The sequence below is a fragment of the Leptospira paudalimensis genome (genome assembly GCF_026151345.1).
GTDB classification, from domain to species: domain Bacteria; phylum Spirochaetota; class Leptospiria; order Leptospirales; family Leptospiraceae; genus Leptospira_A; species Leptospira_A paudalimensis.
The window spans coordinates 940909-956104 of sequence record NZ_JAMQPR010000001.1 but is presented as its reverse complement, the minus strand read 5'-3'; the positions used below and the strand labels follow the sequence as shown (position 1 = coordinate 956104).

General features: G+C 36.7%; 11 protein-coding genes. 3 read left to right on the top strand and 8 right to left on the bottom strand.

The genetic code is table 11. The annotated features are described in order from the left end of the window. Nucleotides 1-36: 36 nt before the first annotated feature. Nucleotides 37-510, bottom strand: coding sequence for a globin domain-containing protein (locus ND855_RS04335; protein WP_265357343.1), 474 nt, complete (start codon nucleotides 508-510; stop codon nucleotides 37-39). Between the two features lie 260 nt (nucleotides 511-770). On the opposite strand from ND855_RS04335, the gene ND855_RS04330 reads away from it, so the two are divergent. Next, nucleotides 771-1763 carry an HpcH/HpaI aldolase/citrate lyase family protein gene (locus tag ND855_RS04330; RefSeq protein WP_100727834.1) on the top strand — a complete coding sequence of 331 codons (993 nt, stop codon included), beginning with the start codon at nucleotides 771-773 and terminating at the stop codon, nucleotides 1761-1763. Between the two features lie 57 nt (nucleotides 1764-1820). Here ND855_RS04330 and ND855_RS04325 read toward each other — a convergent pair whose 3' ends face one another. The 6 genes from ND855_RS04325 to xerA form a co-directional block, all read right to left on the bottom strand. Then, complete coding sequence (locus ND855_RS04325) at nucleotides 1821-3893, bottom strand: methyl-accepting chemotaxis protein (protein WP_265357342.1); 2073 nt, start codon at nucleotides 3891-3893, stop codon at nucleotides 1821-1823. 157 nt (nucleotides 3894-4050) lie between these two features. Further along, nucleotides 4051-5190, bottom strand: coding sequence for a FecR family protein (locus tag ND855_RS04320; protein WP_265357341.1), 1140 nt, complete (start codon nucleotides 5188-5190; stop codon nucleotides 4051-4053). Between the two features lie 214 nt (nucleotides 5191-5404). Next, nucleotides 5405-6622, bottom strand: a complete 1218-nt coding sequence (locus ND855_RS04315; RefSeq protein WP_265359339.1) for a chloride channel protein — start codon at nucleotides 6620-6622, stop codon at nucleotides 5405-5407. Nucleotides 6623-6868: 246 nt separating this feature from the next. Then, nucleotides 6869-7651, bottom strand: a complete 783-nt coding sequence (locus ND855_RS04310; RefSeq protein WP_265357340.1) for a 1-acyl-sn-glycerol-3-phosphate acyltransferase — start codon at nucleotides 7649-7651, stop codon at nucleotides 6869-6871. Nucleotides 7652-7722: 71 nt separating this feature from the next. Then, the gene (locus tag ND855_RS04305; RefSeq protein WP_265359338.1) at nucleotides 7723-9879 is read right to left on the bottom strand and encodes a PAS domain S-box protein; all 2157 of its coding nucleotides are present in this window, start codon (nucleotides 9877-9879) and stop codon (nucleotides 7723-7725) included. A gap of 838 nt (nucleotides 9880-10717) precedes the next feature. Then, on the bottom strand, nucleotides 10718-11653 hold the full coding sequence (xerA, locus tag ND855_RS04300) for a site-specific tyrosine recombinase/integron integrase (protein WP_135603501.1): 936 nt from the start codon (nucleotides 11651-11653) through the stop codon (nucleotides 10718-10720). A gap of 296 nt (nucleotides 11654-11949) precedes the next feature. Between xerA and recA the strand changes: the two genes are divergently transcribed. Both recA and ND855_RS04290 read left to right on the top strand, forming a co-directional pair. Then, complete coding sequence (recA, locus tag ND855_RS04295) at nucleotides 11950-13113, top strand: recombinase RecA (RefSeq protein ID WP_265357339.1); 1164 nt, start codon at nucleotides 11950-11952, stop codon at nucleotides 13111-13113. 169 nt (nucleotides 13114-13282) lie between these two features. Further along, on the top strand, nucleotides 13283-14326 hold the full coding sequence (locus tag ND855_RS04290; protein WP_265357338.1) for a hypothetical protein: 1044 nt from the start codon (nucleotides 13283-13285) through the stop codon (nucleotides 14324-14326). Nucleotides 14327-14342: 16 nt separating this feature from the next. Here ND855_RS04290 and ND855_RS04285 read toward each other — a convergent pair whose 3' ends face one another. Further along, entirely contained in the window at nucleotides 14343-15170 is an 828-nt protein-coding gene (locus ND855_RS04285) for an aldo/keto reductase (RefSeq protein ID WP_265357337.1), read from the bottom strand. Nucleotides 15171-15196: the final 26 nt, after the last annotated feature.

Below are 15196 nucleotides of genomic sequence, written 5' to 3'. Positions count from 1 at the left end.
TACATTCAGTATGAATTTTTAGGGAATGTTAAAATGTTAATTATTTCCCTTATCTTGGGTGTCTGATTCGGTATACTTTTCCCACGGTGGTTCTTTTCTGTTTACCATCCAACCACTGAATCCATCGAGAAAATAAAGAAAGTCGATTTTGTCATCATGATCGAAATCAAATTTTTGTAAGGCCTCATCATAACATTGAAACCAAGTTGTCCTTTCTTTTTCTGAGATGGGAAATACAAAATGACGCATCCTCATCCTTGCAGGACCCCATTTTTCTATATAATAACTTGGACCACCTAACACCTGAATCAAAAAATCAGACTGTTTCTCTTTTGCCAAATCCCAATCTCCCTTGAACATCCAACGGATCTCTGAAGTACGGATCAGATCATAAAAATCGGAAACTAACTTGCGGATATTTGTTTCTCCCCATTTTTCGAAAAGATGTTTCACGTTGGGATTGGTAGGTGGTGGTCCACCAGGAGGAGTGTAAATATCGTTTGGATCCAAATCAATTTCCAGAATTGCGAAAGGGACAGGAAGGGGAAGTCGATTTTCGACCGGAGCCGAAAGGCGGAGCCCGGACTGGCCCGGCCCTTTGGCAAAAAGGGTTCGCCCAGAAAGTTCTGAATGGAGAAAGAATTACTTCCCATGTAATATTACTAGAAGGGTTTCTTGGGACTTAGTGCAGTTCGGATTTTGCCATTAAATCCTGGACGACAGGCAAAATTCACAAAACTTGGTAAAAAAATCCGAAAAAGGTATACTAAATGGCACTGACTCACCCGCAATCAGCTCTCTTTGCAGGAGAAAAACCTTTCCCTATCATCCCTGCTTGTGAACACTTCGCTGGATCTGAAAAACTCATCACAAAGGCTCTCGAGTTACAAAACAAACTTGGCGGACTTTTCGACATCACGATGGACTGTGAAGACGGTGCTCAAACAGGGAAAGAAAAAGAACACGCAGAAATGATTGTTCGCATTCAAAACTCTGAACTCAACAAACATAAAATGAGTGGAGTTCGAATTCATGACTATACCAACGAACATTGGAGAGGTGATATTGATATCATCGTTCCAGGTGCGGGAAACGTAATCGCTTATATCACAATTCCAAAACCAACAAAAGCAAGCCAAGTGAAAGAACAAATCACTTACATCCAAGATGCTTGCAAAAAAGCTGGGATCAAAAGAGAAATTCCAATTCACGTATTAATCGAAACTCACGGTGCATTGAATGATGTATTTGAAATCGCAAGCCTTCCATGGTTACAAGTTTTAGATTTTGGACTTATGGATTTTATCTCTGGTCACCATGGTGCGATTCCTGCTTCATGTATGAAGTCACCAGGTCAGTTTGATCATGAATTGTTAAGACGTGCGAAATCAACTATGGTTGCAGCTGCTCTTATGAATGGAGTGATCCCTGCACACAACGTAACTTTAGATTTAAAAAACACTTACCAAACTTACCAAGATGCAAAACGGGCACATGATGAATTTGGTTTCTTACGTATGTGGTCAATTTATCCAGCACAAATCCAATCGATTTTAGATGCTATGGCACCTAACTTTGCGGAAACTCAAACTGCTTGTGATATTCTGATCAAAGCACAAGATGCTGATTGGGGACCAATCCAACATGATGGTGATCTTCATGACCGAGCAACTTACCGTTATTTCTGGGAACTAGTACAAAGAGCAAAACTCACAGGACAAAAACTTCCAGACGAAGTTGAAAAAAGATTTTTCTCAAAATAGATTTTAAATCTTAAAAGAGATTTTTCTAAAAAAGCCCACTTAATGTGGGCTTTTTTTTTACTTCAATTTGAATTTCTCTACCTGAGTGGATAGGTAAGAAGCTTGTGAGGCAATCTCAGCCGAAACAATGGTTAGTTGGTCAGAGCCTGAGGCAACATCCTGAGTCCCATTGGAAATACTAATAATCGTTTTAGAAATTTCTTCTGTTGCCCGTTTTTGCTCAAACACTGCTTCTTCAATTTGTAAATTTAAGTTTGTCAGTAAATTTGAATTTTGTGCAATGTCTTTTGCATTATTTTCCTGCAAAAGAACAGAATTTAACACTCGTTTTGCGGATGTTTCAAATTCTTTTACTCGGTTATTCAATAGATTTAAAACTTGTGCTGCTTCTGTTACTTTTTGATTGCCATTTTCTACTGCTGAATTCGTAGAAATGACTAAATCGCCAATTTCTTTCACGGATGTTCCAGTTTGTAATGCAAGTTTCCCAATTTCTTCTGCTACCACAGCAAATCCTCGCCCCGCATCCCCTGCCCTAGCCGCTTCTATGGCTGCATTGAGTGCTAATAAATTAGTTTTCTCTGAAATTTCTGTAATGATATCCAATACTTCACTGATTCGTTCTGCTTTTTCGCCAATATCTTCCATAGCTTTTGTAGAATCGTTCATCGCGGTTTCACCAACCACTGCGTGTTCTCTTGATTCCGATGCAAACTTAGCTAAGTATTCCATCTCTTTATTGATGTTTTGTACTTCTTCCCGAAGTGTTAAAACGGACTTATCAATTTCTTTCATCTTAAGTACGGCTTCTTCCATTGATTTACCAACATTATCAGCAGAAGCAGACAATTCTTCTACTGCAGCTGAAGATTCCTCTGCTGCACTTGCCTGAGTTTGAGAAATATCTGATAAATTTTGAGAAGTTGAAGCCATTTGTTTTGATTGGTTACCCAATTTTTCGACTGTTTGTTTAATATCTCCAATGATTGATACCAAACTATTTCTCATCTGATTCATTGAATCTAACAAACTACCTATTTCATCAGTATTGATTTCGTCCGCAGATGTTGATAGATTACCACTTGCAATTTGTGAGGAAAATTGAATTGCTTTGTTTAAGCGGTTACTGATCAAATTTTTAAACACAAAATTTAAGAAAAACAATACAACAAAAAGTATGAGTAAAGAGATTGCCACAGAACTAATGATCACTTTTGTTACTTGTTCGGTGAGAATTGAATCAGGAATACTCACCTGTAATGCCCAAAATTGTGGATCTTTTCCAATGTGAAATGGAGTAAAATAATCTGTGTATCCATCATGTTGGATGGTAAACATTTCTCCTAATTTCAATTTTTCTAAATAAATTTTCAGATGTTCCGGATTCTGGATCTTTTTCCCAAGTTTCTCTTTGTCTTGCCCATACATCACATATGTTCCGTTATCCGAAATGAAGGAAATATATCCCTGACCACGAAAAGGTCGGTTGTCTCCAATTTTTTCCTGCAGAGTTCCAATATCTAAATCAATTCCTGCTGCACCTAAAAATTTTCCCTTAGGATAAATGGGCACAACCAAAGAAATCATTTGGATTTTTTTCCCTCCAGCAAGGTATTCATAGGGACCAAAAACTTTTGCTTTATTTGTCTTTTTTACCTGAAGATAAAAATCACCTGCACCATTTGGATTATCATAATCAACAAGAGGTTCAAAGTTAATTTTTCCATCGGGAGTGTGGTGGAGATAAGGAATGAATCTACCCGTTTTATCATGACCAGGTTTCAAAACAAAGGCCGCATCCCGTCCTTCATAGGCATTCGGTTCGTAACAAAGCCAAATTCCAAAAATATTATCATTCCTTTCTAAAATTTCACGAAGGCTACTCACCATTGATTCCCTAGGAGGTGAAGCATAAAACAATGCAAATCGATAACCACGAATGACTCCCATCATCGCATTCAAATGTTCTTGGATTTGAAAGGACCATTTTTCGGATGTGATTTTTGCATTTTCTTGGATTTCTAAACGAAGGTCAGTGATTGTTCTGTAGATCTGAAACGACGTCAGGATCGTAAATCCCACAAATAAAATTCCAGCAATGAAAAGAGAAACCCTCTGGCGTATACTCATAGGGATCGATCTTATGTGTTTGGAAATTTTTGTAAATTGTTTCGCGTAATTGATTTGGAAATTTCCTGCCTAAATAAACAGCGTTTTCCAATTGAAAGAGGTAAGATACATAATGCACGACCCTCTTTTCAGAGGAATCATGACTTTGATTGTGGGATTATTTTTTGGTTTTTGTTAGCACTTTGAAATTTTTATATTCTACGTATTCAATATCATCCACTTTTAGTTGGAAAACTCCTTTGGTGGAATGCACGATAAAAATATCACCTAACTGAGCCACCACTGCACCCGATAAAACTTCACCATTTGATTTATGGATCGTTTCTAAGACACTGTAATGATTTTGGATGTCTTCTTCGTTTTGAAGGCCCATTTTCTCTGCTTCTGTCGTGATGTTAGTCAACGCTTCGTTACGTTTGCTCTCATGTTCTTTTTCAATGTTTTCCACAATTTCTTGGGTAACGGCTTGGTTTTCTGCTTTGTTTTCCACTTGTTTTTGCACAAGTGAATTATCAATCGCAACAAGGGTCTCTGCTTCCGCTTTTTCTTTTGGAGTCACTGGACTTTCGACTTTTGAGATTCCTTTATATAAATCTGTCAATCCAGCTAACTCATCTTTTGTGATAGAAGAGGCTGCCATTTTTGCGTTGATGATATAAACCATTTCATTTAAGGAAGGATTCACTTCCATGGTTTCACCTGATTCTAAAACAATTTCATTTTCTTCTAAGGTTTTCACCAATTGGTCATAGTTTTCTTTGGATAGTCCATCATTCAGTTCCACTAGTTTTGGACCTGTCTTAAAAGCAACGGCAACTGCCCCTTCGTATACTTTGACTTTTGGAACAGAACCTTTTTCCAATTCAAATGAAAAGATAGTTCCTCTTACCCCCGCCACCATGGTTGGAGATGAGATGGATAAATTTTGATTCGCTTTTAATTTAACAGATTTGACTAAGAGGTTTCCTGCTAAGATATAGAGGTCGGTATTCGGTTGTTTATCACCTGCTAAATCTCGAAATAATACATCGGAATTTTCCTTAATCCGAATGATTTCTCCGCGGTAGGTTTGTAGGTCAACTTTCCCAAGTTTGGATAAAATCCGATCACCAGGTTTTACTACATCGCCTAGGCTTGCATACGTTTCCTTACCTTCCTTCATCAAGACCACTTGGCCTTGCAAGAAGGTAACAACTGCACCTGCAGTTTCATCTTTTGATTCTTTTTGCCCAAACGAAAATTTTTGGCATTGGGAGAAAGTGAGGGTGACGAGGATGATAATAAATAGTTTTTTCATATGAGTTTCCAAATGTGTCAGTATGAGATTCAACAAATCAAAAAAGGCATATTCTCAGAAAAGGTAAAACATTTTTAAAAAAAAGTGGGAGTGAGTGGCTTCATTTTCCCATTTTGCGAAGGAATTTTCGAACAAATTTCGATACAAAAATGATTCTCACCATCAAACAGGGGTTTTTTGTCGATTGGATCCTAGACGAAACAATAATGTGAACTTACAAATCCGAAATTCGTTTCCCAACATCCTTTGCAGAATGAAATAATTTCCGTTTGGCAATGATTTGTGAGGAATAGATACTTGTGTGTCCTGAGATGATGAAGGCAATCTGCGTTACAACCAAATAGAGGATTCCACATTCAAAACCAAATAATTCCATCCCCATAATGGCACAGGCCAAAGGAGTATTGGTTGCACCAGAAAAAACAGAGATAAAACCAACACTCGCAAATAATGCGAGATGCATTGGATCAAATGTTGCAAATAAATTCCCTAAAGTTGCTCCTATGAAAAAAAGCGGAGTTACTTCTCCACCTTTGAATCCAAAACCAATGGTAATTGTAGTTAAGAGGAGTTTCCAAAGAAAGGACTCTTTTGGTAACGATTCTAAAAATGCGTTTTGTATGGTTTTTACACCGAGCCCAAAATAATCCAAACTCAATCCGAAGGTAAAAAAACAAACTAACAGGATTCCACCGATGAGAGGCCGAAAGGGTGGGTATAAAATCCATCTTTTTCCGAAAGAGGAAAATAAATGGAGGAGATGAATGAAACTCTTGGCAACAAAACCAGATACAATCGCCAGTAAGAAGATACTTACAATGGATGTAAAATTCCAATCAAAGGAAACATTTGGAAAGAGTGAATGAGTCACATTCCATGCCAAACACACTTTATGTGATAACCATGCTGTGATGAGTGAAGGCAAAAAAAGTTTCCATCGGTAGGAACCAACCAAAATCACTTCAATGGAAAAAATGGCCGCGGCAACTGGTGTACCAAATACAGCAGAAAAACCAGCACTCATCCCTAAAATGATTAGGCTCTCTTGTTCTTTCCTTGTCATCGGGATGACCCTAACGATTTGGTGGGCAATGGAACCTCCCATTTGGACTGCAGTCCCTTCCCTACCCGCCGATCCACCAAACAAGTGAGTGATGAGAGTTCCCACTAACACAAATGGAGTCATTCGGATGGGAATCACTGAGCTTGGAGAATTGATTTCTTCCAATAATAGATTGTTCCCTTTGTTTGCATTTGATCCGAAGTGGTGGTAAAACCATCCAATGAAAAAACCTGCCAATGGTAAAAAGTATAAAAGTTGGATGTGGTTTTCTCTTACCTCAGAGACAAATTCTAATGCATGTAAAAAGAAAGCCGAAATACTTCCCACTATACTTGCAATTGTTATGATGATTAGGCACCAACGAACCATAAAAGGAATAGATTCTTTGATTCGCCCAAAACGAATGTTATCGATCACCAATGGCACCCACTTGTATTTGTAGAAAGTATTCAGTTACTAGAATTCGTGATCTGGTCATTCTGAAAAAGTGAAAAAATGCAGAGGGAATGATTTTTCAAGGAAAGGAAATATACTCAAAAAGGTAAAAGGTCAAATCAATGGCTTATATGGTCGAGAAATGTTCGGTTTCCCAATCGCTTAGGAAACCAGTGACTTTTAATTTTGGAGAATGGATGATTTTTCCATAGATTCTAATATTTGTTTTTTTTCTTTCATTAAGGTTTCTGCCTTAGCGAGATATTCTTCAAAGGTTGGATACTCCTTTGCTAAGATTGAACCACAATAATGAAAATATATCTTTTTTGATTTTGATAGATGTTGGTATTTTGGCAAACTGGAATAACCCATAAAACCGCTGACAACAAACACATCTAAATCGATATTAAATTTATAAGCAATTTTCATCACTCCCGTTTGGAAAGGTTGGATTTCTTCTGTGAAAGTTCGTTCCCCTTCTGGATATAAAAAAATAGATCTAGTTTTTAAAACTCGAAGAACATCAGTTTTAAAATTTCGAAAATTTGGTTTTTTTTCTGAATAAATAACCGCTTCCACAATAGTTTTATGCATCATGAGCGGAATGATTTTATACCTTTGGATGATATCACCACCTAAATATGAAAGTCGAACATCCTTCGATTTAGTGAGATACGGTAATGATACAATCAAAGGTACTTCTAATGCATTCGTATGGTTACAAATGAGAAAACGATTGTTTCCATTTGGATTCCAATCTCCTTGTGAAAAATCAAGTTTTCGACCAGTTAAAATGAAAAAAGAACGATACCAAAAATATCCTAAATAATTGTTAATTCTGTTAGACCATCGGTCAAGTTTTGTAATCTTAAATAAATAAGAAAATGTCAGACCAACTGGAAATAGGATCACTAAAACAGGAATTGCATAACATAAAACGACAAAAAATTGAAGTTTGCCCATGAATGAATAGAAGTGGAATCCTATAGAAGGTAAACTAATATTCTAAATGATTTCTTAAAAAAAGTAAGAATTTAAATTTTAAGCTCTAATACATACTTTGGAAAATCGATCCGTTCAATTTGAATCTTTCCTTCGATTTGTTCTACAAGCATACCAATCAATTGTAAACCAAATCCAGGAGTGTTCTGAAATGAAATAGAATCAGGGATACCTGTACCATTATCAGAGTATTCCAAAACCAATTGATTCTGTGATTTAAAAATTCTGAGTCGGATTTCAGGCATTGAAGTTTCGGCAAAAGCATGTTTCATAGAATTTGTAATCAGTTCGTTTAAAATGATACCAACAGACGAAAGCAATTTTGCATTTAACTCGATCGTCTCTTGTAGTATATCAAGCTTTACTTCCACATTCTTAGGGAAAATTGAAACGATTTCTGTACATATGGAAGGAAAATAATCCTGAATTGAGACACTATTGTCTGTTTCTGAATGATAGAGTTTATCATACAATACAATCATACTTTTGATTCTACCGGCAGCTTCATAAAGGATTGTTTGGATCGAAAGATTATCTTGTGACTTTGCTTGTAAGGTTAGTAAAGTAAACAAAGAACTCATATTATTTTTTACACGATGGTGTATTTCTTTTAGGATGTTTTCTTTTTCGTGTAACAATCTCTGGATTCTGGATTCTGAAATAGTCCTTACGCTAACGTCTCTCAAAATTACTGTATACAAAGCTTCGCCGTTTACAGATATCTGGGAAATAGAAGCTTCAATTGGAAATTCTTCACCATTGAATCGAAGTCCGCTAATTTGACCCAATGCTCCCATCGCTCTTCTACTAACACCAGTTTTACCAAATTGATCAATATGTTTATCGTGTTGTTTTCGGAAAGTTTCAGGAATGAGTTGGTCTAATGGTTTTCCTATAATCTCTTGCGATTCATAACCAAACATTTTTTCTGCAGCACCATTAAACAAAACAATTTTTTTCGAATTATCGATACTGATGATGGCGTCCATCGCCGAATCGATGATCTGTGTTAATTTTGCTTCTGATTCTAGGATTTGATTGAGTGCTTTTAAACGATCAGAAATATCTCTTGCAACAAATATATAACCAATTGGAAGTTCCGATTCATCATTCAAAAGTACCAAATTAATTTCTATATTTCTGATACTTCCATCTTTGGCTTCTTGGACTGCTTCCCCAATGAAACTTCCTTCTAAATTTACTTTTTCGATCACTTGTTGGTTGGAAAACATACTATACCGTGTTTTAAGGATCTCTATTATATTTTTTCCAAACACTTCTTCAGCTTTCCAAAGGAAAATTTTTTCAGCGGCTTTGTTCCAATAATTAATTTTTTGCGTAAAATCAGTTCCTATCACCGCATCCAATACATTATCCAACATATTTGCTTGTTTGGCGATTTGACTTTGCACATTATATTCGGCAGTGATGTCTCGAAAAACTAAAACAACACCTTTTGTATCACCATTTAAATCTTTAATAGGAGAACCTGAGTCAGATATTTGGAACTCAGATCCATTTTTTGCAATCAAAACTGTATGATTTGCTAAAGCAACAACTGAATTTGTTTTTAAAACAATCTCAACTGGATTTTCAACCTTTTGACGTGTTTTGACATTGATGATATTGAAGACTTCATTGATTTCATGTCCTAATCCATCTTCGTGGCTCCAGCCTGTCAATTTTTCAGCAACTGGATTGATTCTCATCACTTTACCATCCCTATCAGTAGCAATCACTCCGTCACCAATGGAATGTAATACGGTCTCTAAATGTTCTTTTTTACTTTTTGTAAGTTCATTTGCCTCAAAAAGTTTGAAGGCCATTTTAATAGATGCATCTAAAACTGTGAATCCAGAATTTTTCACCACATAACCGTAGGATGTGATACTCTCTGTTTTTTTAACAATTTCCCTTTCGGTATGAGAAGATAAAAAGACAATAGGGATTTCTTTATGATTGAGGATGTGAGTGGCAGTTTCTGTTCCATCCAATCCTTTTCCTAAATCGATGTCCATGAGAATCAAATCAAAAGGATTATCTTCTTCGATCACTAATTGAATTGCATTTTCACCACTTGGGACATGTGTTACCTTGTATCCACCTTGCTCCAACTGGTTTTTTTCATAGAGAGCTAAAATAGCTTCATCTTCTACAAGTAAGATGGATTTGTCTGCTATGACGGTCATCATTCATCCTTTTGTATTCCTCATCCAAAGCGAAAAAAAATACAGAACTCCAAATGATGATCGAATGAATATTAAATTCAATCAATAATTTAGAAATTTTCTAATATACGAATGGAATTAGGTGATCAAGAACTTTGTTATTTTATCCCGATATTTATGACAAAAACTAAAAATTACATTCCCAAAAATCCCCAATACAATCAAACACGCCTAAAACTTTGCTTGGGACAAGTTGGTCCTTCCACAAACATTATACATACCAAAACCAACTCCAGGCAATCCGAACGAATGAAGAGTCATTTTGAAAACCGCAAGGAAAATCAAAACGCACACACCTAACCAGAGAATAATGGAAAGAAATTTTACAAAGTTTCTTTAAAATTTCATTTCGTCGGTAATCCTAACATCGGATTTTAAAGTAGGAACTAGCGCCTATTAGAAAACAAAAATTCAAATTTTTGCTTTGGGAATCTTTCCTTTGCCTATAGCGAATTTCATAACCTAGAAATTTCAAAATGAATGATTAGTATGGATTAAATTCTACTCTAAAGGTAAATATAAAATGGATGTAAGCTCACTAATTTGAGACTACTAAAATCATTGGATGATATTGAATTCTTCTACAGAATCATGTTATATTTGATTGGATTGTTTCATCTAGAAATTTCATACGCATCATATAAAACTTTATGACCAAACTATGAACTTTTTAAAATTAAAATTTCGTAAGAGTGGATTTGTTTTGCGTAAGATTCATCTACGTGATAAAGAGGACGTATTGGGTGGCGGGTCTAGAACCCCACCCAATTCAGGGCGGGGATACTAAATTCACGCGCATTCATTTCTTCGCATGTGGATGTGCATTTCGATACACTTCTTTCAATCGGTCTCTCGAAACACTTAGATACACCTGCGTAGATGACAAAGAAGAATGACCAAGTAACTCTTGTACGGCGCGAATATCGGCACCTGCATTCAATAAATCGGTGGCAAAGGTATGTCTAAATTTGTGAGGTGTAATTGCTTTTTCCATACCCATCACAGACCTACGTTCCGATAAAATATAACGAATTCCACGAGTTGTTAATTTTCCGCCTCTTTGGTTTAAAAAAATTTCATCAGGACCACTATTGCCACGTTCTTCCAAATAATCTTTGAGAGCTTCTCTTGCTTCTGGTCCAATAAAAACAAATCGTTCCTTTCTACGTTTTCCCATCACTTTAAGCGATGTTAACTCTTCATTCAAATCGCTTAACTTCGCATTGACTAATTCGAATACACGAAGACCAGTGCTATACAAAACTTCCACGATGGCTTTGTCCCGTTTCCCAAGGACTTCCTTTTTTTCAGGATCTTCATAATCCAGAATGTCTTCTGTTTCAATTGGTGTAAAATTTTTTGGTAATTTCTTTTTGGTTTTGGGAAAACTCACCTGTAAGATTGGATTAGCTCCAATTTTTTCTTCCCGGAATAAAAATTTATAAAACGTACGTAAGGATGAAAGTTTGCGACTTTGTGTTCGTTTGTCTTGTTTTTTTGAAGATTTTAAGTCAGAGAAATAAGCGCGTACATCCAACACATCCACACTCAATATATCAATTTCTTCTTTTAAACAAAACTCAAAGAAAAATTTTAAATCTCGTAAATAGGCAAATAAGGTATGCTCTGAATAATTTTTTTCAATTTTTAAGTAGGTGCGGTAACTGCGAAATAAATCCGCCATTACTTGGGGAAAATGCTCGGGAATTTGGACTTCGAGGGCTGGCAGGGTCATACAAGAAACCTATCGGCTAAGTTTTCTTTCTCCTTCTCTAAAAAAATACTATACAAGTACTTACATTTTGTTTAGTGTTGAAAACGGAAAAAAAAAGACATAATCCAGAAAAATTCCCCTCTCTTCCTAATTTGTCCTAGGCCTAATGCATAATGGAGTCACTTCGGAAGAGAAAAAGAGTGGAATTCGGAAGGGATGGGTTCATCCTTGAGAGAGTCAGACGGATTTTTTAAAACCAACTGGCCAAGTCCCCTACCTAGTCTTTCGGAACACCGACTTAGGAGAAAGATTGATTCATGAAAAAAGAGAAAGCTGACAAAGCACAAGACAAAGAGACCGACCAAAGAAAACAGGCCATTGATGCGGCCCTAGGCCAAATTGAGAAACAATTTGGAAAAGGATCCATTATGCGTCTCGGTGCCGACACACGTATGGCTGAGATGAATGTGGTTTCCACTGGATCTTTGGACCTCGACATTGCTTTGGGGATCGGCGGTTTTCCATCTGGTCGAATCATTGAAATCTACGGACCAGAATCTTCGGGAAAAACCACTCTTACCTTATCTGCCATTGCGGAAACGCAAAAAAAAGGAGGCATTGCAGCCTTCATCGATGCAGAACACGCACTTGATCCATCTTATGCAAAAAAACTAGGTGTCAACGTAGACGACCTTCTCGTCGCCCAACCAGACAATGGGGAAGAAGCACTTGAAATCTGCGAGTCACTCGTTCGTTCCAATGCAATTGATCTCATCGTCATCGACTCTGTTGCGGCGCTCGTACCAAAGGCGGAGATTGAAGGCGATATGGGTGATTCTCATATGGGTCTGCAAGCTCGACTCATGTCACAAGCACTCCGTAAATTAACAGGAACCATTTCCAAATCCAGTACAACTGTTATCTTTATCAACCAAATCCGTATGAAAATTGGAGTGATGTTTGGAAGTCCGGAGACCACTACTGGTGGAAATGCATTAAAATTCTATGCATCGATCCGACTTGACATTCGTCGCATTGAAACACTCAAAGAAAAAGAAGAACCAGTTGGTAACCGTGTACGAGTGAAGGTGGTCAAAAATAAATGTGCACCTCCATTCCGTCAGGCGGAATTTGACATCATGTATGCAAATGGTATCAATCGTGAAAGTTCACTCATTGACCTGGCAGTTCGCCATGACCTAGTCGCAAAAGCTGGATCTTGGTATTCTTATAATAGTGAAAAAATTGGCCAAGGTAAGGAACAAGTAAGGAACTTCTTTTTAGAAAATCCAGACATTGCATTTAAAATCGAAAACCAAGTGAGAGACCTCAATGGATTGCCATTACTCGACCAAGCGAAGATCCAAACACGCGAAGTGAAGTCAACTGAAAGGGATCCAAAGGAAACGAAAGAAACAAAATCAAAACAACCAGTGAGTTTCTCCACCGAAGGGGACGGAGACATCGCCGTAGGCGAATAAAAATAAACAGGCTTTCTTTTTAGGAACCATTGACCGGTTCGGGGTTTCCCGGGCCGGTTTTTTTTTACCTATTTTCTCTGATGATTCCTTTTGAAAAAAGATATATGAAATTCATAGGAATCAAAATCTATCCACAGTATCTATCCTTCAGATTTCGAGTTTCAAATTTATGAATCCAAAATTATTCTTATGTATTTTATTATTCACTTTGCAATGCCAAGTTGTTAGCAACAAACCAAATGGTACTCAACTAGAATCGAATGAGTTTTCCGAATGGGCGGGTTTATCAAATGATGATCCTGTACATAAAAAGGAAATGGATGCAAGTTGGAATAAATTGATCACTACTAAAGATTTGATCACTGAGTATTTAAAACAAAAAGACTACCATCCTAATGTTAAAACTGTCGTTTATCCATTTAGTGGAATTGATGTATTAAATTTATTTTCGTTTTATCCTCAATGCCAAAACTACATACTCTTCGGATTAGAAGATCCAGGATACCCATCAAAATACAGTGAGTTGTCGGAAAAAGAGAAATCAATTGTCAAGTCAGGGATACGAAATCTGTCCGATCATTTAGCAGGCAGAAATTATTTTACATATCGTAAAATGAAAGAAGAAACGAAGAAAAAAGAGCTAAATGGAGCTTATCCCGTTTTTGTTGCGTTTTTGAAACGAATGGGTAAAGAAATTCTGGATTCTAAAGAAGAAACTATTTTCGGAAAAGGTATCACATACAAAGGGTTTACCTTACTTTTATATGACACCAAACTCAACAAAAAGGAATCACTTACATATTTCAAAATATTCTTAATTGGTAATGAAGGTATTCCTGGCGATGGATTGTATGAATATTTTTCCAATTTAGGTGAGATTGGTGTTTTCACAAAATCAGCTGAGTATCTCTTTCATGGTGAAAAACGAAAATCCTTCCGAGATTTACTTCTTAAAAATGCAACTTTTATTGTACAAGATGAATCTGGTTTTCCAATCCGATTGTTTCCAGAAGAATCTTGGAAACGAAGTATGTTTGGAAGATACGAAAAATCATGGAATTTATCGGGAGCAGTGACCCCAGAAAATCAACCGGAGTTAATCAAACTAAGCAAAGAGACCAATGACCAAATATTACCTTTCCCATTTGGATACGGCTTTTTAGGAACCAAGGACAACAGACAATCTGCTGTCCTTGTATTTGAAAAAAAGTAAAACTACAAAAGGGATTCTAAACTACAGTTGTTGGGTCCCAACAGGTTCTAAAGTTTTCATTCCAATGATTGATCTCTTTCATATCTTCAGGTGTTAAATTAAAATCATACACATCTGCATTTTCTTTGATGCGAATTGGATTTTTTGATTTTGGAATCACAACATTTCCGGATTGTAACGACCAGCGAATCAGAATCTGTGCATTGGATTTATTGTACTTTTTCGCTAACCTCGTGACTCTTTCATCTTCTAATTTTTGTCCATGTGCTAACGGACTATAAGCTTCTAACAAGATCCCATTTTTTTCGCAGTATTCTTTTAACTGTAAGTCTTGTAAAAAGGGATGGTATTCGACTTGGTTCATGGCTGGAACAATTTGGGAATCTTGTAATAATTCTTCCAAATGTGGGATCATAAAATTACTAACCCCGATGGACTTAGCCTTCCCTTCTTTTTGGATTTTCTCCAAAGCTTTCCAAGAATCTTTCCGTTTCCCTGAGACAGGAAAATGGATCAAATACATATCTACATAATCTGTTCCCAGTTTACTTAACGATACATCAATGGCTTTTTGAGCTTCGTCATATCCTTGGTCAGCATTCCATAATTTTGTAACTAAAAATATCTCACTTCGAGGGATACCACTATCTCCAATAGCTTTCCCTACATCTGCTTCGTTTCCATATATAGCAGCTGTATCTATGTGACGATAACCTGATTCCAAAGCGGCCATCACTGCTTCATAACATTCTTTTGGTCTAGACTTCCAAACACCTAAGCCAAGTAAGGGTACGGAAATCGTTTGGTTCGTCGCAATTGTTGAAGTAATTTTTAGTTCAGACATGTGTATGTCTTAGACGAAAAGACCCT